This window comes from Mesorhizobium sp. M0991 (assembly GCF_040318915.1).
In the GTDB taxonomy this organism is placed as follows: domain Bacteria; phylum Pseudomonadota; class Alphaproteobacteria; order Rhizobiales; family Rhizobiaceae; genus Mesorhizobium.
On the sequence record NZ_JAMYNE010000001.1, the window covers coordinates 238,000 to 259,550 of the forward strand.

Consider the following 21,551-nt stretch of genomic DNA (forward strand, 5'->3'; position numbering starts at 1 on the left):
TCTGGCGCTACTGCTCCTCGATGATGGTCATGCCTTCGAATTCCGGCAGCCAATGCAGCGCCGAGCGATGCCAGATCTGCTTTCTCGGCACCAGTTGATCGCGCTGCCGTGCCGTCCCGACCCTGATGCCGTAAACCTTCGGTCCCTCGCCCGCCGACGTGGCGTAGAGATGCGAGCCGCACTCACCGCAAAATGCCTGAGCGCGCTTGGCGCCGCTCGAACCGGTCTTGATGTAGATCTTCGGCGTGCCCTTGGTGATCCTGTAATTGTCCTCGGACGCCGGCACCGTGACGCGAAAGGCCGTTCCGGTTAGCTTCTGACAATCGATGCAGTGACAAATGGTGGTCTTTTCCGGATCGACTTCGGCCTCGTAAGTGATGGCGCCGCAATGACACCCGCCGTCGATTTTCATCTTCGTTCCTCCCTAGCTTTTGCCTGCGATCATAGCCGGGACTGCCCGATGACGCATCGGTTTCCTCAAGCCATTTTCCTTAGGCCGGTTCTTGTCCGGATGCCCCCGCCAAGGCCTTGCTCCGGCGTTCCCAGGTGCCGGTGGTCTGCGGCTTGACGAAGAGCCGCGTCACCTCCGGCATCTCCGCCTTCAGCCGTGTCTCGAGGCGCTCGACGCAGGTCTCTATCTCCGGCGCAGACAGATGATCCTCGAACTCGATGCTCAAAGCGGCTACGATCTCCTGCGGACCCATATGCAGCGTCAGTGCGCCATTCGCGCGTTGCACCGCCGGGTCCTGCTGGACGATGGCCAGCACCTTTGTTTGCACCTCGGGCGAGGCCGGCTCACCGAGCAGCAGGCTTTTGCTTTCGCGCGCCAGGAAGATCGCGGTCGCGCCCAGGATGAGCGCGATGCCGATCGACGCGGCGCCGTCGAGCTTAGGCATGTCCAGCCGTTCCGCTGCCAATATGCCGGCGAAGGCGACAACGAGGCCGAGAAGTGCCGCGCTGTCCTCGAAGAGTACGGTGTAGACACTCGGATCCTTGCTGAGCTGCACCGCCTCAAGCCAGCCGTGGCTGCCTTTTTGGTGGCGGAATTCCTTCAGCGCCACCAGCCAAGAGGTGCCTTCGAAGAGGAAGGAAAGGCCAAGGACAGCGTAGTTCACCTTGGCGTTGGCGATCGGCTCCGGCGCCATGATGTGCGTCACGCCTTCGTAGAACGATATGCCGGCGCCCAGTGCAAAGACGAGGAGCGCGACGATGAAGCTCCAGAAGTACAGCTCGCGGCCATGGCCGAGCGGATGCGTGCGGTCGGCCGGCCGGGCGGCACGGTGCATGCCGTAAAGCAGCAGGCTGCCATTGCCGGTATCGACGAGCGAGTGGACGCCTTCCGAGAGCATTGCCGAGCTGCCCGTGAACAAGGCAGCGGCAAATTTGGTCAGTGCGATCGCAAGATTTCCGGCGAGCGCCGCATAGATCACTTTTTTCGACCCGCCATGCGCCGCCATGGTGTGCTGCCTTGGTTGATGCACCGAGATTGGCGGAGCGCCCGCCCACGCTCCACAGTTCCCACAACGCCCGAAGTGTCGAGTTGTTCAAAAGGTCAGTTGTTCAAAAGGGCGGCGCGGGGCTATTCGACGACCTCGTCCGTCCAGACCTTGAAGCCAGCCAGCGCGCCCGGCCCAAAAATGTGGGTCAGCGGCACATCGGCCGCATCGCGTCCGGAGGCAATCAGGATACGGCCGATGCGCGGCGCGTTGTTGCGCGGGTCGAACGCGTGCCAGCGGCCGCCGACATAGACCTCCATCCAGGCGGCGAAATCCATGTCCGACCACGGCTTTGGCAGGCCGATATCACTGATATAGCCGGTGCAGTAGCGGGTCGGAATGTTCAGGGCGCGGCAGAAGGCAACAGCGAGGTGGGCAAAGTCGCGGCACACACCACTCTGCTCGCGATAGGCCTCGGCGGCGGTGCGCGTCGGGCGCGCATTGAAATAGTTGAAGACGATGTGGTTGTGGACGAAGTCGCAGACCGCCTGGACGCGCGGAATGCCGAGCGGGGTGCTGCCGAACAGCCGCCACGCTTCATTCGCCAGCACGTCGCTCTCGCAATAACGGCTGGGCAGCAGGAACAGCAGCGTCTCCGACGGCAGATCGCGCACCTCGTGCTGCCACGCCGTCAGCTCGCGCGTCTCGAAGGAGCCGGGGTCGCGGATGACCGCGTCCGTGCCGAACGCAAAGCGCCCGGCCGGCGCAACGAGACGGTTGCACCAATTGCCGAAACTGTCGCGGTAGCTTTCGATCGGCACCGGCGGGTTCGACGTCAGGAAGTCCGGCCGCTCAAGATCGGATGCGCGCGAATAATGGACATTTAGCATCGCGATCAGCGGTGTTTCCTGCGGGAAATCGAAGCTCATCTGGCAACCGATGTGGATCCGCATTGTCGTCCTGACCGGCCTGCCTGATCATCAGCCGGCGAATCGCAAGGGCTGATGCTGCAGGGCGAAGAAGACCATGGCACGGACCGCTGCGGTTTACGAGGGAATTAGAAACCGGTTGACAGCCATCGGCCAGGGCGACTGCACGGCAGCGGCCTCTTGCAGTCGAGCGTTTTCTCTTGTTTCACTTCGCCAGACATCAACTGGAGGAACGAATCATGGCTAAGGGTGCGATGAAGGCAGGCAAGGAAGCCCGCAAGCCGAAGAAGGACGCGAAGAAACCCGCTCCGGCGCCGGCCCTGAAGGCACCGCCGGTGAAGGCGATGAAGCTGAAGGACAAGTAGGGCCGCAGCTACCGTTTCGGCTGATTTCGACCGGCCGCAAACGCGGCCGGTATGATTGTTCATTAAGCGCACGCGCATCCCCTATGGATGGGGCGAAGACAGTTTTGCGCGTTCAAGAAATCGGCCGGAAGCCATCGAAACGGAGCGTTCCGATGTCGTGGATTTTCCTGTTCCTCGCCGGCCTGTTCGAGATCGGCTGGGCGATCGGCCTCAAGTACACCGACGGATTCTCGAAGCCGCTGCCGACCGTCCTGACGGTAGCCTCGATGATCGTCAGCCTGACCTTGCTCGGCCTGGCGCTGAAGGCGTTGCCGGTCGGCACCGCTTATGCGATGTGGACCGGCATCGGCACCGTCGGCACGGCGCTGTTGGGGATATGGCTGCTCGGGGAGCCGGCGACGGCGATCAGGCTGGCCTGCATCGCGCTAATCGTCTGCGGCATCATGGGACTGAAGCTCGCGGCTTAGCCGATTCTGACAGACGAACGCGCTCGGGGCCGCTGCAAGGCGGCCCTGATTCTTGAATTCGGCTGATCAGCGCCGGAAGGCGCTATCGGGCGGAGAAGCCGGGCGGCGTCCTGCCAGTGCGCTGCTTGCGCGCGGCATAGCGCGCATCACGCTTGGCCTTGCGTTCGGCCTCGTCGGCAAGAAAACGGGCGATGCGCTCGTTCTCTTCAGCTTCCCGGATCTTCGCTTCGGCCTGTGCAGCTTCTTCCGCGGCGATGCGTGCCGCTTCGGCAGCTGCCTCGCGCTCGGCCTTTTCTGCTGCTTCGCGCGCCAGCTTTTCCTGCTTCAGCCTGGCCTTTTCGGCCTCGCGTATCGCGCGGGCCTCGAGGATCGCCTTGCGCTCCGCCTGTCGTGCCAGCACCGCTGGATCATCTGCCGCCGGCTTTGCCTTAAAGCGCTCCAGAAGCGCCTTCTTTGCCTCGTTTGCGGCATTGCGCCGCTCGAAAACGTCTTTTTCCCTGTAGATAGCCAAGTCCACTTCCCTGGAGTCAATTTGCGAGGCTTACATACGCGTGAAAACCGAGAGTTCAAGCGCCAAAACGGTATGCCAGCCATGAAATTCTGATCTGTTGCAACCGGGAGACGCCATTTCGATTGAATTCGACTGAAAGCCACCCGCACTGTTCACCATCCAGGCCTCTGGCGGGGCGACGGACTGATCGCTACCTGTAGCGCCAAGACAAACGCTGGGATGACACACTATGGAACTCGGTCTCTACACCTTCGCCGACGTCAGCCCGGAACCGGGTCCCGGTGCGATCGGTGCGCATGAGCGGCTGCGCAACCTGATCGAGGAGATCGAGCTGGCCGACCAGGTCGGGCTGGACGTGTTTGGTCTCGGCGAGCACCACCGTCCCGACTATGCTGCCTCGGCTCCGGTGGTGGCGCTGGCGGCGGCTGCCGAACGGACCAAGCGCATAAGGCTGACCAGCGCCGTCACCGTGCTGTCCTCCGATGATCCGGTGCGCGTTTTCCAGCAGTTTGCCACCCTCGATCTTCTGTCCGGCGGCCGGGCCGAGATCATGGCCGGGCGCGGCTCGTTCATCGAATCCTTTCCGCTGTTCGGCTACAATCTCGAAGATTATGACGAGCTCTTCGCCGAGAAGCTCGACCTGCTGCTCGCCATCCGCGATCATGTCAAGGTGACCTGGTCGGGCAGTCTGCGCGCGCCGATCAACGATCGCGGCGTCTATCCCCGGCCCTTGCAGGACAAATTGCCGATCTGGATCGCGATCGGTGGAACACCGCAATCTGTCGCCCGCGCGGGCGTGCTCGGGCTGCCGCTGGCGCTGGCGATCATCGGTGGTGAGCCGGCGCGGTTCGCACCGCTGTTCGACATCTACAGGGATGCAGCCAGGCGGGCCGGCAACGATCCGGCGAGCCTTGCCACCAGCCTCAACGTGCACGGTTTCATCGCCGAGACCCCGGACCAGGCAGCCGACGATTTTTACGGGCCGCAGGCCGAGGCGATGAACCGCATCGGCCGCGAGCGTGGCTGGGGGCCGACGTCGCGGGCGCATTTCGACCAATCGCGCGGCCCGAACGGCGCGCTGTTCGTCGGCAATCCAGAACAGGTGGCCGAGAAGATCATTGCCCAGCACAGGATATTCGGCAACGACCGCTTCCTGCTGCAAATGGCGATCGGCGCCATGCCGCACGCCAAGGTGATGAAGGCCATCGAACTCTACGGCACCAAGGTGGCGCCGATCGTGCGCCGGGAAACGGCGAAGGCCGTTCCCGCCGTGGCGACGCCGGTTGCCTGATTCACCGGCAAGGCCGCGAGGCAGCCCTTCCGGTGACGCCGGCTAACGGAACCTTGAAGCCACAGAGGCGTTTTCGCCAACGGTCTGCACCAATCGCGGTGTACCGCCGAGGGTCAGAATGAAAGCCGAACCCGCCGCTTCGGGCGCAAGCGCTGCCGAAAGCCCGGATCCGCGCGCCGAGGCGCGGGCGGATGCGCATCTGATGCGTTCGCTGCTCGTCGGCATCTTCATCCTCATGGCGATCTACGCGCTTTACTTCGCCCGCGCCTTCTTCATGCCGGTCATTTTGGCTTTCCTGCTGGCGCTGACGCTGACGCCGATCGTTCGCTTCCTGCGCAAGCATGGCATGCCCGATGTCATTTCGGCGACACTGCTGGTGCTGCTTTCGTTTTGCCTCGTCGCCGTCGCGGGATATCTGCTCAGCGGCCCGGTCATCGACCTCATCAACAACACCTCGACGATCGGCCAGCAGCTTACCGAACGTCTGGCACAACTGCGCCGTCCGCTCGAAAGGATCGTGGAGATTTCACGCCAGATCGAGGGCCTGACACAGACATCCCAGGAGCCGGGCGTCCAGAGGGTGGCGATGGCGCCATCCGGTATTCTCTCGCAGGCCGCCGGCAATGTGCTGTCGGCCGGCGCCAGCGTTACCATCGTCTTCGTCCTGTCGCTGTTCCTGCTCGCCTCGGGCACGATGTTCTATGAAAAGATTGTCCAGTCCTTCCCCAGTCTCAGCGAAAAGAAGCGGGCGCTGCGCGTCGTCTACGACGTAGAACGTGAAATCTCGCATTATCTGCTTACTGTCACGGTCATCAACACATGTCTCGGCGTGGTCATCGGGCTCGGCCTGTGGGCGCTCGGCGTGCCCAACGCGCAGGTCTGGGGCGCGGCAGCGGCTCTGCTCAATTTCCTACCCTATATCGGGGCGCTGACCACCATCACGCTGGTCACGATCATCGCGCTGATAAGCTTCGACACGATTTCCTATGCGCTGCTGGCGCCGGCCTTCGTCCTTATGTGCGATGTCGTCGAAGGCCAGTTCGTGACGCCGACGGTGGTCGGCCGCCGTCTCGAGATCAACGCAGTGGCGATCCTCATCGTCATCGCCTTCTGGTCCTGGCTGTGGGGTTTCGTCGGCGCGTTGCTGGCGGTGCCGCTGCTGGTCGTCATCAAGGTGTTCTGCGATCATTTCGACGGTCTCAGCCATGTCGGCAATTTCCTGGCGGCGCAACACACGACGGTGCTCGAGGACGAAGAGATTCCCGAGGTGAAAAAGTAGCGACTTAAAGGGTCAAAAGCGTCCCCCGATTGGGGCAGATCACGACCTTGCATCGGCCGCACGTCCGTTGTGTGCCCCCAGTGCTCCATCAACATTTTGAATTTGCCGCCTCGGCAACGGCTTCCTACATCCCTTCGGCCCACAGGAAACCCGCGCCGATGACCGTTCTTTCCGTTCTCGACCTGTCGCCGATCGTCGAAGGCAGCAACGCTTCGCAGTCACTCGCCAATTCGCTCGATCTCGCCCGTCATGCCGAGCGGCTGGGTTACCGGCGCTATTGGCTGGCAGAGCACCACAACATGCCGGGCATCGCCAGCGCCGCCACCTCGGTGGTCATCGCCCATGTCGCCGGCGGCACCAAGACGATACGCGTCGGCGCCGGCGGCATCATGCTGCCCAACCATTCGCCGCTAGTCATCGCCGAGCAGTTCGGCACGCTCAACGCTCTGTATCCCGGCCGCATCGATCTCGGCCTCGGGCGGGCGCCCGGCACCGACATGGCCACGGCACGGGCGCTGCGCCGCAACCTCGAGGCTGGCGCCGACAATTTCCCGCAGGACGTCGTCGAGCTGATCGGTTACTTGCAGCCGGCCGAAGACGGCCAACGCATCCGCGCGGTGCCCGGCGAAGGCGAAAAAGTGCCGATCTGGATCCTGGGCTCCAGCCTCTACGGCGCGCAGCTTGCCGCCATGCTCGGCCTGCCCTACGCCTTCGCTTCGCATTTTGCGCCGGCCGAGCTCGACCATGCGCTGGAGATCTACCGCTCGCGTTTCCAGCCTTCGGAGCAGCTCGACAAGCCCTATGTGATGCTCGGCCTCAACGTCTTCGCCGCTCCTTCCGATGCCGAGGCGCGGCTGTTGTTCACCTCGCTGCAGCAGGCCTTCGTCAATCTGCGCACCGGCCGGCCCGGCCGATTGCCGCCGCCCGTCGAAGGATATGAGCGCGACCTCGATCCGATGGCCAAGACCATGCTCGGCCAAGCGCTTTCCTGCGCCGTCGTCGGCTCTCCCGAAACGGTCAGGCAAGGCATCGAGGCATTCGTGGGCCGCACCGGCGCCGACGAACTGATGGTCACGGCGCAGATTTTCGACCATGCGGCGCGGGTGCGCTCGTTCGAGATCCTGGCCGACGCTCACAAATCGCTGTCGGAAGCTGCCTAAGAGTTGGTTCGCCACTTGGCACTGTTGCGGTCAAGGCCGGCCTCAGGCAGGGGAACATCGCGAACAGTTCGCGCGTTCTACGCGGAGAGTGTTCGATCCGTCATGCTCGTCTGTTAGACGGAAACGCGGCGTCTACTAAATGACGACCACCTTGGTGCCGATTGTAGAGCGGTTATAGAGATCGATGATGTCCTGGTTCATGAGGCGAATGCAGCCCGCCGACACCGCTTTGCCGATGGACCACCATTCAGGGCTACCGTGCAGGCGATATCCAGTGTCACCTTTCTCGTTGAAAAGATAGAGCGCGCGCGCCCCGAGCGGGTTCATGAGTCCGCCCTCCATATGAGCCGGTATGATGCGGCCTCGCTTCTGCTCGCGCACGATCATCGCAGACGGCGCGCTCCAATCCGGCCATTCGCGCTTCCTCGCAACGTGAGCAGTGCCATGCCACTCGAAGCCCGCCTTGCCAACGCCGATTCCGTAGCGCAGCGCCTGACCGTCTCCCAACACGTAGTAGAGGAACTTCGCTCCTGTATCGACAATGATGGTGCCAGGCGCCTCTTCAGTCGCATAAGGCACTGTCTGCCGATGGAACTTTTGGTCAACCTTGTAGATCGGAACCGGCGGAACGCGAAAACCGGAATCGGTGAGGCCGCCATAGGCCGAGGGGAAAGTCCTTAATGCGCCGCCGGTGGTGCAGCCGAAGAATGCGACCATCCCAGCAAGTACCAGCCCGATTAGGATCGATTTCACGCACATGACTCAAGCCGGCGCCCGTGTAGGCGATCAGCCGCATCTCGTCATATTCCTAATCCGACATGCTTCGATTGCCAAGATTTTCCTGCTTATCGGCGGGCTGATTGTTGGCTCGATCGGCGCCGCGCCCTTCAATTGCTCGGTTTTTCGAACGACGAACGCCCGTAGCGGCTGCGAAGGGCCGGGGTCGGCAGGACAGAGGGAGCGCTGTCCGTCCGGCATTACAAAGATTCTGAACAGAGCCCAAGCGCTACGCGCTGACGCTCTGCGCAGTCGCACCTAGCGGGCGGCATGAATTGCGGATCATCAAGCGTCCCTTGAGCGTCAGCTTGCGCGGCGGCGCGTCCCTGTTTCCGGCGAGCCGGTCGAGCAGCAGATTGGCCGCCTGTTCGCCAATCGCCTGCACTGGCTGTGCGACCGTGGTCAATTGCGGCCGGAACACATCCGACCACGGAAAATCGTCGAAGCAGGCGACCGAAATATCCTCCGGACAGGACAGGCCGATATCGCGAATGGCCTTCATCGTGCCGATCACCATCGGGTTGTTGGCCGAAAAGATGGCGCTCGGCCGGTCGTGCAGCGAAAGAAGCTGCATGGTCGCGTTGTAGCCGTCGACTTCATGGAAGTTGCCGAAGCGGACGAGCTCGGCCTCGGCCGGCAGGCCGGCGGCCTGGAGAGCCTCGCGGTATCCCGCCATGCGGTCATGCATCGGCGAGATGTCGAAAGAGCCGGAGATGTAGCCGATGCGCCGATGGCCGAGATCGATCAGGTAGGTGATGGCGTCGAACACCGCACGCTGATTGTCGAGAACGACGGCATCGGTGTCGACACCCTGGCAAACACGGTCGAGCAGCACGACCGGCACATTGGCGTCGTCGACAATCCGTTTGAGGATCGCGCCGTCGCCGACACGCGCGACGATCAGTCCGTCGACCATGCGGTCGAGCAGCAGCCTGATCTGGTCGTCCTGGGTGTTCAGGTGCTCGTCGGTGCAGCACAGCATGACGGCGTAGCCGGCCCGGTCGAAAGCCTGCTGGATGACCGAGACCACGTCGGTAAAGAACGGGTTGGTGATGTGTGGGACGGTGAGCCCGATGGTGCGTGTGGTGCCCATCTTGAGGCTGCGGGCGATGGCGTTGCGCTTATAGCCGATGTCGCGGATCGCCTGTTCGATGCGCTGGCTGAGCTCGGGGCTGACGGTCGCGGTGCCGTTGATCAGCGCCGATACGGTGGCCACGGAAACACGCGCGGCCTCGGCCACATGAAGCATGGTCGGTGCAGTGGATTTACGCTGCCTTTTTCGCCCTGACGCTGTCATTTTCGAAACGTTTCACCACTCCGCGGCAGCAATACCTACGGAATCTTATGGTTTTGCGCAAGAATTGAAATGGAACAATCTCAGACTCCAGATATTGGCTTGACATGATCGAAACGTTTAGATTAGCGTTTGAGGTGTTCGGTGACGACGGAGGGAGGCCGTCCTTGTCATGCAGCACGGCAATTCCATCCCTGCACAAGGCATTATGGCGGACGGCTCGGCTGTCGTGCTGAGCGCCGAGCACATCTCCAAGTCCTTCGGCGGGATCGCCGCACTTGTCGATGTCGGCTTCGAGCTGCGGCGCGGCGAGGTTCATGCGCTGATGGGCGAGAACGGCGCCGGCAAGTCGACGCTGATGAAGATCCTGTCCGGCGTCTATACGGACTATAACGGAACGGTCAGTATCGATGGCCATGCGGTGCGCTTTGCCGGCGTCCGCGAAGCCGAGCGTGCCGGCATCGCCATCATCCACCAGGAGCTGAACCTCGTCCCCGAACTCAGCGTCGCCGACAATATCTTTCTCGGCCGCGAGAAGCTGATCGCCGGATTGATCGTCGACCGCAAGGCGAGCAGCCGCGCCGCCGGCGCGCTCTTGCAAAGGCTCGGCATCGAGCTCGACCCGGATGCGCGCGTCGGTGCCTTGCGCGTCGGCGAACAGCAGCTGGTCGAGATCGCCAAGGCGCTGTCGATGTCGGCGCGCATTCTGATCATGGACGAGCCGACCTCGGCGCTTTCGCCGGCCGAATGCCAGCGGCTGTTCCGCATCATCCGCCAGCTCGCCGACAGCGGCGTGGCGATCGTCTACATTTCGCACCGCATCGACGAGGTCATGCATCTGGCCAGCCGGGTCACGGTGCTTCGCGATGGACGCCACGTCTTGACGCAGGCGATGGACAAGCTCGACGAAGACGCCATAATTTCAGCGATGGTCGGGCGAAACCTGCTTGCTTCCCCCCAGGAGCACCGCATCCCCAGTGGCAACACGGTCCTTTCCGTAAGCGAGCTGTCGCTGTCGAAGCCCAATCGCCATGGCTGGCGCACCGTGCTCGATGGCGTCAGCTTCGATCTTGCCGCAGGAGAAATCCTCGGTATCGGCGGGTTGCTGGGCTCGGGCCGCACCGAAATCCTGGAAACCATCTTCGGGTCCAGCGGCGGACGTGCCGGCGGTGAGATCAGGCTCGATGGCGAGGCAGTAGAAATCCGTTCGCCGCGCGATGCACGCCGGCTCGGCATCGCCCTGGTCACAGAAGACCGCAAGACGCAAGGCCTGCATCTCGAGGCCTCGATCACCGACAATGTCGCGCTGCCGCTGGTCGGCGCGCTGGCGCGGTTCGGCATGCGCTCGCTGGCCGGTGAGCAAGGGCTGGCACGGGACGCCGTCAAGGCGCTCGGCATTCGCTGCGAGACCGTCGAGCAGCCGGCCGGCACGCTGTCCGGCGGCAACCAGCAGAAGGTCGTCATCGGAAAATGGCTGGCGACGAGGCCGCGGGTGCTGCTGCTAGACGAGCCGACGCGCGGCATCGATGTCGGCGCCAAGCGGGAAATCTACGATCTCATCTTCAAGCTGGCGCGAGACGGGCTGGCGATCGCCGTCATCAGCTCGGAATTGCCGGAGCTGCTGCATCTTTCCGACCGTATCCTGGTCATGGCCGACGGCCGCCAGACGGGAATGCTGTCCCGCGCGCAAGCCAGCGAGGAGGCCATCATGCGGCTTGCGGCGCCGCGACGGACCATGACGAGGCCTGCCGCATGAGCATTTTGCATATCCTGTCCCGCACGAAGCTCTATTGGGGCCTGATCGCCATTTTCCTGATCGGCGTGCTCGGCTCGCCGATCAGCTCCAAGGGCAACAACATCTTCCTGTCCTACGGCAACCTGCTCGATGTGCTGCGCCAGGTGTCGACCACCGGCCTGATTGCCACCGGCATGACTGCGGTGATCATCACCGGCGGTATCGACCTTTCCGTCGGCTCGCTGATGGCGATCTGCACGGTTGTCTGTGCCATGCTGCTGACGGTCCCAGGCGTGACGCCGGCGGTGGTGCTGGGGGTGCCGACAGTTGCCGTGGCAGCCCTTTGCCTCGGCATTCTCGTCACTCGTTTCATCCTGCTGAACATCGAAAAATCCCGCGCCGGCGCGCAGGCCACGCACGACATCAGGTTGGACAGCGTTCGCGGGCTGGTGACGCCCGGCATTGTCGGGGTGATCCTGTGCAGTCTGGTGCTGTGGTTCCTGCTGCCGCAGGTAGGCTCAAAATTCGGCGTGCTCGGCGTGCTGCTGGTGGCGCCTTGCGTCGGCCTGCTGTTCGGCGCGCTCAACGGCTTTATCATCGTCGCCGGGCGGCTGCAGCCCTTCATCGTGACGCTGGCGATGATGGTCACTGCGCTCGGCATCGCCCGGCTGACCGCCGGCCAGAACAATGCGGTGCTGCCGGTTTATACCGGCTCGAACGCCACAGCCGATTTCGAAATGCTGCGCTCGTTGGTGTTCGGCGTGATCCCGATGCCGGGCCTGTTCTTCCTCGGCGCCATCCTGATCTACGGCGCCGTGCTGCGCTTCACCCCGTTCGGCCGCTATGTCTACGCAATCGGCGGCAATGAGGAGGCGGCGCGGCTGTCGGGCATCGCCGCAGGCCGCGTGAAGATCGCCACCTATGCCGTGTCAGGGCTGCTGGCCGGTATCGCGGCGGTGCTCTATGTCGCGCAGTACCGGCAAGGCAAGCCGGACGCCGGCGCCGGGCTGGAGCTCGACGCGATTGCCGCCGTGGTCATCGGCGGCACCAGCCTGATGGGCGGACGCGGCAGCCTCACCGGGACGTTCTGCGGCGTGCTGATCTTCGGGCTGCTCTCCAACATCCTGCAGCTGCACAACATCAATTCGAACCTTCAGCTGGTGCTGAAGGGGATGATCATCATCGGTACCGTGCTCGTACAGGAGCGCAATGCCGGTGATCTTCTCTTCTATCTGCGACTGCCCGGTGGGCAAGCGCACAAGGAAACGGCCGCGGCAAAGCGGCCGTCGCAAGAGACCGCGTCTCTGAATATTGGAGGAAACAAGAAATGAAACGACGTGAATTGTTGAAGCTCGCCGGGCTGACAGCGGCACTCCTGACCACGACCGCCATGCTTGCCGGCGGCGCCCATGCGCAGGACAAGAAGTGGAAGATCGGCTTCTCGCAGGTGACGACCATCGAACCCTGGCGCGCCCAGTTCAACAAGGACATCCTGGCCGAAGCGGCCAAGCATCCGGAAGTCGAGCTGATCATCACCGACGGCGAGGACAAGACCGAGAAGCAGGTCGCCGATGTCGAAAACCTGATCCGTCAGGAGGTCGATGCGCTCTTGGTGTCACCGAAAGAATCCGCCGGCCTGACCGGTGTCGTGCAGCAGGCGATCGATGCCAAGATTCCGGTCTTCGTGCTCGACCGCAACGTCGAAACCAATGACTACACGCAGTTCGTCGGCGGCGATAACAAGCTGATCGGCCGGGCTGCCGGTGAATATGCCGTCGAGCTGCTTGGCGGCAAGGGCAAGGCTGCCGGCAACGTCGTCGAGATCTGGGGCGGCATGGGCACCCAGCCGGCACACGATCGCCATGACGGCTTCCATGAATTCACCGACAAGGAGCCCGGCATAAAATACCTGCTCGACCAGCAGTCGGGCGACTGGAAGCAGGACCAGGCCTACAACATCATGGCGACCGCGTTGCGCAACAACGAGAAGATCGATCTTGTCTACGGCCACAATGATCCGATGGCCTATGGCGCCTATCTTGCCGCCAAGGACGTCGGACGTGAGAAGGACATCAAGTTCATCGGCATCGACGGCCTGCCCAATGAAGGCGTGCAGCTGGTCGCCAATGGCGAGCTGACGGCGACGTTCACTTATGTGACGCCGGGCGCCGAAGGGCTGCGGCAGGCGATCAAGTTCCTGAACGGGGAGAAGGTGGAAAAGACCATCACCCTGCCGACGCAGAAGATCACCAAGGAAAATGCCGCCCAGATCCTGAAGGACAACGGCCTCTGAGACGAGGCTTTCCTGCCGGGCGTTCAGCGCCCGGCAGGAACAACAACCAAACGCCGGCAGGCAGCAGATTAAGCCAGCTTGGCCAGCAGCTTCATGAAAATGGCCGCTTCCCTGGCGGAAAGCGGCGCCAGCGTTTCCTGCGTAATCTCGCGGGCAAGCGGGATCAGCCGCTCGATCGCGTCGCGCCCCTCGGCCGTCAGACTGACCAGCAGGCGCCGTTTGTCGACTTCGTGCTTGCTAAGTTCGACAAAGCCACGCGCTTTCAGCCGGTCGATGACGCCCTTCACCGTCGCCGCATCCATGGCGATCAGGCTGCCAAGCTGGTTCTGCGAGGTCTCGCCGACGTCGCGCAATTTGGCCAGAGCGGCAAATTGCGGCGGCGTCAGATCGGCGATATGTGCGGCGAAGATCGAGACGTGGCGCTGATGCGCCTTGCGCAGAATGAAGCCGACCTGCTCCTGCAAGCGATAGTCGTTTTCGTCAGGCTCCTCGGCCTCGACCAGCTTGAGCAGATTGTCCTCGGCGCTCACCGCAGCCCATCCCATGCCTTGATGTCCTTGGCCGCCAGCCCGCCCATGCGGTCGTGCACGCGCGGGCCGCAGGTCATGGCGAGGCCAAACAGGATCTCGTCAGGACGCGGACCATCGCTGATGCCGATTTCCATGGCGTCGAAATGGCTGCGCACATAGGCGGCGTTGATGTGGCCGAGCGGCACATCGAGCCGCGCGCCGAAGGCGCCGACCTTCTTTGCCGACGGCACGATCGCCTTGGCGTCGCCGAGCCGCTCGCGCATGGCATAGCCGCCCGGCACATGCCACAGCGCGCCATGCTCCAGCTCGCCCGCCATGCCGACGATGGCGCCCTTGCCGTAACCGTCGATCTGTTTGACGTCGCCGCCCAATGCGGCAATGAGCCTGTCGGAGAGTAGCAGCCCGAGCGGCTTCAGATCCTCCATGGCGCTCTGCAGTTCCTCGACGTAACGGCCGGCGAACGGGTTCTTCACCACAGCCATGGCCGCGGCGCGGCGCCGCGGCACCTTCGCCATCGGCCCGCCTTCGTGAAAAATCTCTTCGGTCAGCACGGCGATCTTGCGGATCGGAAACTCAGGCATGAGCAATTTCCCTCTCTAAAACTTTGTTGGCGAGCGCCATCGGACCTGCGATGCGCACCTGACCGCCGAGGAAAAGCGCCGCGGCGGCAATCAGGCCGCGCCGCCGAAACTCCTCGGCAACGGCAAATCCGCCTTCCAGCGCAATAGCGATTTCAGCGGCGGAAAGCGGCCCGACGCCCTGTGTCACCAAACGGTCGCCGAGGTCGCTGTCAGGTGCGAGATCGCGCGCCCGTACGCGCCTAACGGCCGGATGACCGGGCAGATCGACGGCGTTGGCGATCAAGGTCGCGGCGCCATCGGCTTCAGCACCCGTTCGCGCCAGCACCGTGACCGCGTCGGCGATGCCCAGCGAAAAGGAGCGGCCGCGCCAGCCGCTTGTCGCGACACCGCGGATCCCGTCTTCGGCGCGGATCGTGAGACGATCTGCCAACCCATGACCTGTCCCGGCAATGGCAAGCGTCATCGACTGCCCGTGGCCGAGATAGATCGCGCTGTCGCCGCCATTGTTGACATAGGCGCGCTCGAGCCGGTGGCCGGCAAGCAGCGCGCCAAGCACTTCGTCGGCTACCGAACCGGCGACGGCAGCCATCGGCGTAATGAATTGTTTCGCTAGCGGAACGACCGCCGCTTCCATGCGACGTGCCGTCGGGCCTGCGAAAGCACGGGGCTGCGAGGAGGCCGGGCAGCGCAGCCCGGGCAACTCTTCGACCAGTTCAACCAGGATTGTCTGGAAGCGCGCCATTGCCTGGCGATATGCGGCGCTGCATTCATTCGCCTCGCCGAATGCCTCGACGATCAGGTCAATCGGCCCATGATTGAGGTGAAGTCGCCGGCCGTCCTTGAGCCAATGCGCCTGTGGGCCGTTCATCGCCCGGCCCCGTTTGCGGCCGCGCGACGCAACTGCGCCAGCGGCGGCCAGGGATTGTCACGGGGTGCGGCCGTGCCGCGGCGCGGGTTGAGATACTCGCCGCCCTTAGCCAGGATATCATCGACGCTGCGGATTTCGGCTTCGTAGCCGCCGAGCCTGACATAATCGTCGCGGCGCATGGTGAACTCGATCGGCGCCACCAGCGCCGGCGTCGGGACATAGCCGAAGGCACCTTCCGGCACGCGGGTGACGTCGACCATCAGCGTGATGCCGCCGCCCGGCCAGACATAGACCGGCGCGCCGCCGACCGTCACATAGGTCTTGAGGCCCTGCACCGAGCGGGTCAGATTGACCGGGTTCTCGGTGACGCCGGCGCGCAGCGAGCCGCCGGCGCCGCCGACGAAAAGCACGGTGCAGAGCGCCGGCTCGCAATTGTCCTCAATCAGTTCAACCGACTTCCGCAGCCGCTCCGGGAACGGTTTCTGCACCGGCTTCAATTCGTCGTCGAGCTCGTAATAGGCGAATTGCTCACCGGTGGTCGAGACCATCAGCAGCGACATGCCGGGGCGCGCACCCTTTTTGGCGTTCCATTCACCAAGGATCGACAGCGGGTCGGAGATGCTGGTGCCGCCCCAGCCGAGGCCGGGCTCCGACACCTTGAAATAACGGCCCGGCGTCGAACGGCGGCCGATAATCTTGATGCCGGTGTCCTGCCAGCCAAGCACCTTGCCGGCCTGATGCTCGGAGACGACGCCAGTGATGTGGTCGTCGACCACCACCACCTCGTCGACAAGGCCGCGCCACTGGGTGGCGAACATGCCTATGGTGGCCGAACCGCAGCCGACGCGCATGCGCTGCTCGAGCTTGCCGTCGATGACAGGCGGTTTGCCGGCTTCGACGATGACGGTGGCGCCGCCGTCGATGACGAGCTCGACCGGCTTGCGGTTGCACAGGCTGAGCATGGCGTCACAGGTGGCGCGCCCTTCAGCCTTCGAACCGCCGGTCAGATGATGCACGCCGCCCAGCGACAGCATCTGCGAGCCGTATTCGCCGGTCGTGACATGGCCGATCGCCTCGCCTTGGGCTCGGACCGTCGCCGTTTCGGGGCCGATATGACGGTCGGTGTCGACCTTCACCTTGACGCCGCAATAGGAGAAGATGCCCTCGGTGACGACGGTGACCAGATCGACGCCCTCGACCTCCTGGCTGACGATGAAGGGTGCCGGCTTGTAATCGGGATAGGTGGTGCCGGCGCCGATCGCGGTGACGAAGCGGCGGCCGGTGTTGACCAGTTCGCCGTCCCAGCCCTTGCCTTCCTCGGCAAAGGGCACGACCGCGCCGCCTGTCTCGGCCGCGTGGTCGAGGATGGTCAGCGGGTCCATCCGCACGATCCTGCCGCCAACATTGCCGTAGCGATCGCAGGCGCCGGTGCGGCCATCGGCGATGTAGCACATGACCGGACAGGCATCGCAGCGGATCTTCTCGGCCACCAGCTTCTCGCCGGGATCGTGTGTCTCGAAGCGTTCGGCAAGCTCGCTCATCGGCGCGCCTCCTTGTCGAGGATGGCGGCGCGGATGCGGGTCGGCGTCGCCGGAATTTTGGTGACCAGCACACCGGCGGCATGGCGGATGGCGTTGAGGATCGCCGGCGCCGTCGGGATCAGCACATGCTCGCCCAAACCCTTGGCCCCGAAGGGTCCTTCCGGATCCGGAACTTCTATCAAGATGGTCTCGATCGGCGGCACGTCGCCGATCGTCGGGATCAGATAGTCGTGCAGGTTTTCGGTGCGGCCGGGGATGTATTCTTCCATCAGCGCCATGCCGATGCCTTGGGCGATGCCACCCTCGATCTGGCCTTCGGCAAGCAAGGGGTTGATGGCCTTGCCGACATCGTGCGCGGCGGTGATCTTTATCAATTTCACCGTGCCGAGTTTGAGGTCGACCTCGAGTTCGGCGATCTGCGCGCCATAGCCATAGACGGCGTAAGGCTTGCCCTGGCCCTTAGCATCGAGCGGCTGCGTCGGCGGGTCGTAGCTTTCCTCGGCCCGGAAGACGAATCCTTCGGCGTCTGCCTTCAGCGAGGAAAGATCGATGCGGCGCGTCGCTTCGCCTTCCCTGATGCTCAGGCTTGTGCCATCCAGCGCAATCGCCGCCTTTTCCGAGACATTGGCGAAGCGCAGTATGGTCTCCCGCAAGGCGCGGCCGGCCTTTTCGGCGGCCTTGCCGGTGACGAAGGTCTGGCGCGAGGCCGAGGTCTTGCCGGCGTCGGGGGTGATCGCCGTGTCGGCGCCTTTCAGCCGGAGCTTTTCAAGCGGAAGACCCAACGCGTCGGCGCAGATCTGCGCGATGACAGTGTTCGAACCCTGCCCGATATCGACGGCGCCCTGATGCAGGACGACTTCGCCCGATACCGAGATGCCGACCTTGATGGTCGACGGATTGGGCAGCGAGGTGTTGCCGCAGCCGTACCAGCAAGAGGCCACGCCGACGCCGCGTTTTTTGATGCTGTTACCGGCATTGAACGCTTCGGCATCGCGAAGGGCACGCTGCCACTGTGGGCGGAGGGCCTCCAGGCAGTCGGCGATGCCGACGCCCGACTCGAGCCGCTGCCCGGTAACTGTTTCGGATCCGTTCCGAAGGCAGTTCTTCAGGCGAAAGTCGAGCCGATCCATGCCGAGCTTGTCGGCCAATTCGTCATAGAGGGTCTCCTGCATGATCGTCGCCTGCGGCACGCCGAAGCCGCGAAAGGCGCCGGCAATCGGGCCATTGGTGTGGATGGCGCGGCCTTCGGCGCGATAGTTCGGCGTCGCATAGGGGCCGGAGGCGTGCACCGGCACGCGGTTGGCGACCGTCGGCCCCCAACTGGCATAGGCGCCGGTGTTGAAATCGCCGGCGAAGACCATTCCGGTGATGCGGCCGTCGGCATCGGCGCCGATGCTCGCTCTCATCTGAGCGGGATGGCGCTTGGTGGTCGAGATCATCGATTCGGTGCGGGTATAGGCGAGCGCCGCCGACCGGCCGGTTTTCATGGCGACGAGGCCGATGAGCGGTTGCAGCGAGACGTCGAGCTTGGAGCCGAAGCCGCCGCCGGTGGCGGTCGGCACGATGCGCACCTTTTCCGGGGCAAGGCCGAGCACTTTTGCCGTGTCGTCACGGTCCATATAGGGGGCCTGCGTGCAGGCGACGACGACCAGCGTGTCGCCGTCCATGAAGGCATAGCCGGCTTCCGGCTCGATATAGGCATGCTCGACATAGGAGGTGTCGATGGCGCCGGAAACGACGAAAGCCGCACCGGCAAGCGCGGCTTCCGGGTCGCCACGCTCGACGAAGCCGGAGGTGAGCAGGTTCGACGGCCGGTTTTCATGGACCAGTGACGCACCGCCGGCCTGTGCTTCGCCAGTTTCCAGAAAATGCGGCAATTCGGTCCAACTGACCGGAAAATCGGCTAGGTCGAGATCGAGGATAGCCTCGCATTCGCCGACAATCAGCGCCACCGCCTCGCCGCGAAAGCGCGAAAATCCTTCAGCCAGCGCCGGCTGGTCGGCGAAGGGCGCGATGACGCCGAAACAATTCTTTCCCGGGATATCGGCAGCGGTGAAGACGCCGGCAATGCCGGGACGGGATTTCACCCAGCTGCCGAGATCGCCAAAAGTGAAAGCGGCATGATAATGCGGCGAGCGGACCACCAGCACCGACAGTGCATCCACGGGAAAGGAATCGCCGCCGAATTTTTCGACGCCGGTGACTTTCGGCACGCCATCGAGGCGGATCGGAGAGGAGCCGACGGCATGGCCAGAGGATGGCATGCGCTGATCGAGACCGTCGGCGTGGCGCCAAGCATCCATCACCGCGGCGACGATCTTGCGGTAGCCGGTACAGCGACAGAGCACGCCGCCCAGCGCATCCTGCGTTTCGGCCTCGCTCGGGTAAGGCGTCCTGTCCAGGAGTGCCGTTGCGGCGACCAGCAGGCCGGGCGTGCAGGCGCCGCATTGTGCTGCGCCATGGCTGAGAAACGAGGCCTGCAGCGCCGACAGCCGGCCATCGCCGAGACCTTCGACGGTCGTCACCACGGTGCCGGAGGCGGAAGCCGCGGGCATCAGGCAAGCGCAGACCGGCTCGCCGTCGACCAGCACCGTGCAGGCGCCGCAATCGCCGGCATCGCAGCCGATCTTGGTGCCGGTCAGCTGCAGCTCGTCGCGCAACACCGCGGACAGCCGTCGCACCGGCGGCACGCAAACGCTGACGGCGGCGCCGTTGACCTCGAAGGCGATGTCGGCGCGCTCCATGCCCATCAGGCCGCCGCCCTTTCGTCGGGAACAGCGCCCACCGCACCAAGCACGGCGCGGGCGACGATCTCGCGCGCTGCATCCAGCCGATATTCGGCGCTGCCGCGCACGTCCCCGATCGGCGACAGCTCGTCCATCGGTGCGGATTGGATCGCAGTGGCCATCGCGTGGCCGACGGGCCGGCCGCGCAGCGCCGCCTCGACACCCACCAGGCGCCTGGCGACGACCGAGCAGGAACCGACGGCGACGGCCGCGTTCCTGACGACACCATCTTCGACGGCCAGGCGTGCGGCGGCCATGGCGATGGAGATGACGAGATAACGCCGCGCGCCGAGTTTCACGAATGCGGAGCTGCCGGCGGTCGCGGGTTTGGGAATGCGGATTGCCGTGACCATTTCGCCGGGCTGCAGTGCGGTGCGACGGTTGCCGAGGATGAATTCTGCAAGGGGCAGATGCCGGGTCGCCACCGCGGAACGCAGTTCGACTTCGGCGTCGAGCACCAGCAGCGCCGGCGCGCCGTCGGCGGCCGGCGAGGCATTGCAAAGATTGCCGGCAATCGAGGCAACGTTCTGGATCTGCACTGAGCCGACTTCCCGCGCCGCCTGCTTCAGCGCGTCGAAAGCCGCCGGCAGCGGATGGCGGACGAGATCGGTCCAGGTGGTGCGCGCGCCAATGAGCCAATAGTTCTCGGCTTCGGCAACGCCGCGCAATGCCGCCAAGCCATTGATGTCGAGGATATTGTCGCGGAAAGGCTTCCTGCCCTGTGCAGGATAAAAATCGGTGCCGCCGGCGAGGATGCGCCATTGCCCTTCGCCCAGCAAAGCGAGGGCGTCGTCGACCGTGGTGGGTTTTGCGTAACGGATCACGCTTTGCCTTCCCAGAATGGGCTTCCCGAGAGGGGATCCTGCCGAAAGATTTTCCCGAGCATGCAAGGCAGGAAATTCATTCGTATGCAAATGATATCAAGCCGGCAGGAATTGTCAAAGCCAGAGTTTGCACGGCTATGGGCACCGGTGCGCCCGGAACGCATTTGTTATGCCGTGAGAGGTTGACGCAGCCGGCCATCTGGTCAAGTTTCTGCGTCCGGTCGCGTTTTCATTGGAGCCTAAGCTCAAGACCAAGAAAATAAGGAGGCTCCATGGCCGACGAAGCGCTTGTCGTCATCGACCTGCAGAACGACTTCTGCCCGGGTGGCGCCCTGGAAGTGGCCGGTGGCGACGAAATCGTGCCGTTGGTCAATGACCTGATCCGGCGGACCGAGCACGTCCTGCTGACGCAGGACTGGCACCCCGCCGGCCATTCGAGCTTCGCCTCCAGCCATCCCGGCAAGCAACCGTTCGAAACAATCGATGTGCCTTATGGCCACCAGACGCTGTGGCCGGATCACTGCATCCAGGGCAGCCTGGGATCGGATTTCCATTCGGGCCTCGCCTGGAGCAAGGCCGAGCTGGTGATCCGCAAGGGGTTCCGTCCTGCGATCGACAGCTATTCGGCATTCTTCGAGAACGACCGGACGACGCCGACCGGCCTTGCCGGCTATCTTCGGGATCGGAACATCGAGACGCTGACCCTGGTCGGCCTGGCGACGGATTTCTGCGTCGCCTTTTCGGCGCTCGACGCGGTCAAGCTCGGTTTTGCGACGTCCGTGCGGCTCGACGCCTGCCGCGGCATCGATCTCAACGGCTCCGTGGAGAGGATGCTGGGCCGGATGCGCGATGCCGGCGTGGCACTGATTTGAACGTCATCCAGC

At 63.9% G+C, this 21,551-nt stretch carries 21 protein-coding genes; 9 read left to right on the forward strand and 12 right to left on the reverse strand.

All coding sequences use genetic code 11. From position 1 onward, the window contains the following. Positions 1-7 precede the first annotated feature (7 nt). The 3 genes from NKH70_RS01170 to NKH70_RS01180 form a co-directional block, all read right to left on the reverse strand. Positions 8-412, reverse strand: coding sequence for a GFA family protein (locus NKH70_RS01170; protein ID WP_352911819.1), 405 nt, complete (start codon positions 410-412; stop codon positions 8-10). Between the two features lie 79 nt (positions 413-491). Continuing rightward, positions 492-1,457, reverse strand: a complete 966-nt coding sequence (locus tag NKH70_RS01175) for a cation diffusion facilitator family transporter (protein ID WP_352911821.1) — start codon at positions 1,455-1,457, stop codon at positions 492-494. 122 nt (positions 1,458-1,579) lie between these two features. Then, positions 1,580-2,389 (reverse strand): transglutaminase-like domain-containing protein, encoded by an 810-nt coding sequence (locus NKH70_RS01180; RefSeq protein WP_352717117.1) that lies wholly within the window; start codon positions 2,387-2,389, stop codon positions 1,580-1,582. 215 nt (positions 2,390-2,604) lie between these two features. On the opposite strand from NKH70_RS01180, the gene NKH70_RS01185 reads away from it, so the two are divergent. Together NKH70_RS01185 and sugE are read left to right on the forward strand one after the other, a co-directional pair. Then, on the forward strand, positions 2,605-2,730 hold the full coding sequence (locus NKH70_RS01185; protein WP_013528464.1) for a hypothetical protein: 126 nt from the start codon (positions 2,605-2,607) through the stop codon (positions 2,728-2,730). Between the two features lie 152 nt (positions 2,731-2,882). Continuing rightward, the gene (sugE, locus tag NKH70_RS01190; protein ID WP_352717116.1) at positions 2,883-3,197 is read left to right on the forward strand and encodes a quaternary ammonium compound efflux SMR transporter SugE; all 315 of its coding nucleotides are present in this window, start codon (positions 2,883-2,885) and stop codon (positions 3,195-3,197) included. Between the two features lie 82 nt (positions 3,198-3,279). Here the strand turns inward: sugE and NKH70_RS01195 are convergent, their stop codons facing one another. After that, positions 3,280-3,708 (reverse strand): DUF6481 family protein, encoded by a 429-nt coding sequence (locus NKH70_RS01195; protein ID WP_023718183.1) that lies wholly within the window; start codon positions 3,706-3,708, stop codon positions 3,280-3,282. 229 nt (positions 3,709-3,937) lie between these two features. On the opposite strand from NKH70_RS01195, the gene NKH70_RS01200 reads away from it, so the two are divergent. The 3 genes from NKH70_RS01200 (at position 3,938) to NKH70_RS01210 (ending at position 7,438) form a co-directional block, all read left to right on the forward strand. Continuing rightward, the gene (locus NKH70_RS01200; protein ID WP_352717115.1) at positions 3,938-4,999 is read left to right on the forward strand and encodes an LLM class flavin-dependent oxidoreductase; all 1,062 of its coding nucleotides are present in this window, start codon (positions 3,938-3,940) and stop codon (positions 4,997-4,999) included. Between the two features lie 118 nt (positions 5,000-5,117). Then, entirely contained in the window at positions 5,118-6,278 is a 1,161-nt protein-coding gene (locus NKH70_RS01205) for an AI-2E family transporter (RefSeq protein WP_353024773.1), read from the forward strand. Positions 6,279-6,436: 158 nt separating this feature from the next. Further along, complete coding sequence (locus NKH70_RS01210) at positions 6,437-7,438, forward strand: LLM class flavin-dependent oxidoreductase (protein ID WP_352911826.1); 1,002 nt, start codon at positions 6,437-6,439, stop codon at positions 7,436-7,438. Between the two features lie 135 nt (positions 7,439-7,573). On the opposite strand, the gene NKH70_RS01215 is transcribed toward NKH70_RS01210, so the two are convergent. Both NKH70_RS01215 and NKH70_RS01220 read right to left on the reverse strand, forming a co-directional pair. Beyond that, positions 7,574-8,197, reverse strand: a complete 624-nt coding sequence (locus NKH70_RS01215) for a L,D-transpeptidase (RefSeq protein ID WP_352911829.1) — start codon at positions 8,195-8,197, stop codon at positions 7,574-7,576. A gap of 247 nt (positions 8,198-8,444) precedes the next feature. Continuing rightward, positions 8,445-9,464, reverse strand: coding sequence for a LacI family DNA-binding transcriptional regulator (locus NKH70_RS01220; protein WP_352449454.1), 1,020 nt, complete (start codon positions 9,462-9,464; stop codon positions 8,445-8,447). 217 nt (positions 9,465-9,681) lie between these two features. On the opposite strand from NKH70_RS01220, the gene NKH70_RS01225 reads away from it, so the two are divergent. Genes NKH70_RS01225 through NKH70_RS01235 form a run of 3 tightly spaced genes read left to right on the forward strand, consistent with a single transcriptional unit; the run spans position 9,682 to position 13,537 of the window. Beyond that, positions 9,682-11,265, forward strand: coding sequence for a sugar ABC transporter ATP-binding protein (locus NKH70_RS01225; protein WP_352911831.1), 1,584 nt, complete (start codon positions 9,682-9,684; stop codon positions 11,263-11,265). Beyond that, positions 11,262-12,575 (forward strand): ABC transporter permease, encoded by a 1,314-nt coding sequence (locus tag NKH70_RS01230; RefSeq protein ID WP_023718176.1) that lies wholly within the window; start codon positions 11,262-11,264, stop codon positions 12,573-12,575. Before NKH70_RS01225 ends, NKH70_RS01230 begins: the two co-directional genes overlap by 4 nt. Next, complete coding sequence (locus NKH70_RS01235; protein ID WP_254815861.1) at positions 12,572-13,537, forward strand: substrate-binding domain-containing protein; 966 nt, start codon at positions 12,572-12,574, stop codon at positions 13,535-13,537. The genes NKH70_RS01230 and NKH70_RS01235 overlap by 4 nt, the downstream gene beginning before the upstream one ends. Before the next feature lie 68 nt (positions 13,538-13,605). Here NKH70_RS01235 and NKH70_RS01240 read toward each other — a convergent pair whose 3' ends face one another. Genes NKH70_RS01240 through NKH70_RS01265 form a run of 6 tightly spaced genes read right to left on the reverse strand, consistent with a single transcriptional unit; the run spans position 13,606 to position 20,667 of the window. Continuing rightward, positions 13,606-14,067 carry a MarR family winged helix-turn-helix transcriptional regulator gene (locus NKH70_RS01240; protein WP_352490575.1) on the reverse strand — a complete coding sequence of 154 codons (462 nt, stop codon included), beginning with the start codon at positions 14,065-14,067 and terminating at the stop codon, positions 13,606-13,608. Then, a complete protein-coding gene (locus NKH70_RS01245; protein ID WP_353024774.1) occupies positions 14,064-14,648 on the reverse strand; it encodes an amino acid synthesis family protein in 585 nt (194 codons plus the stop codon). The genes NKH70_RS01240 and NKH70_RS01245 overlap by 4 nt, the downstream gene beginning before the upstream one ends. After that, positions 14,641-15,516, reverse strand: coding sequence for a UPF0280 family protein (locus tag NKH70_RS01250; RefSeq protein ID WP_352977101.1), 876 nt, complete (start codon positions 15,514-15,516; stop codon positions 14,641-14,643). The genes NKH70_RS01245 and NKH70_RS01250 overlap by 8 nt, the downstream gene beginning before the upstream one ends. After that, positions 15,513-17,057 (reverse strand): 6-hydroxynicotinate reductase, encoded by a 1,545-nt coding sequence (locus NKH70_RS01255; protein ID WP_352977102.1) that lies wholly within the window; start codon positions 17,055-17,057, stop codon positions 15,513-15,515. Before NKH70_RS01255 ends, NKH70_RS01250 begins: the two co-directional genes overlap by 4 nt. Further along, on the reverse strand, positions 17,054-19,807 hold the full coding sequence (locus tag NKH70_RS01260) for a molybdopterin-dependent oxidoreductase (RefSeq protein ID WP_352977103.1): 2,754 nt from the start codon (positions 19,805-19,807) through the stop codon (positions 17,054-17,056). The genes NKH70_RS01255 and NKH70_RS01260 overlap by 4 nt, the downstream gene beginning before the upstream one ends. Next, positions 19,807-20,667, reverse strand: a complete 861-nt coding sequence (locus NKH70_RS01265; protein WP_352977104.1) for an FAD binding domain-containing protein — start codon at positions 20,665-20,667, stop codon at positions 19,807-19,809. The genes NKH70_RS01260 and NKH70_RS01265 overlap by 1 nt, the downstream gene beginning before the upstream one ends. Positions 20,668-20,939: 272 nt before the next feature. On the opposite strand from NKH70_RS01265, the gene pncA reads away from it, so the two are divergent. Continuing rightward, the gene (pncA, locus tag NKH70_RS01270; RefSeq protein ID WP_352490552.1) at positions 20,940-21,539 is read left to right on the forward strand and encodes a bifunctional nicotinamidase/pyrazinamidase; all 600 of its coding nucleotides are present in this window, start codon (positions 20,940-20,942) and stop codon (positions 21,537-21,539) included. Positions 21,540-21,551: the final 12 nt, after the last annotated feature.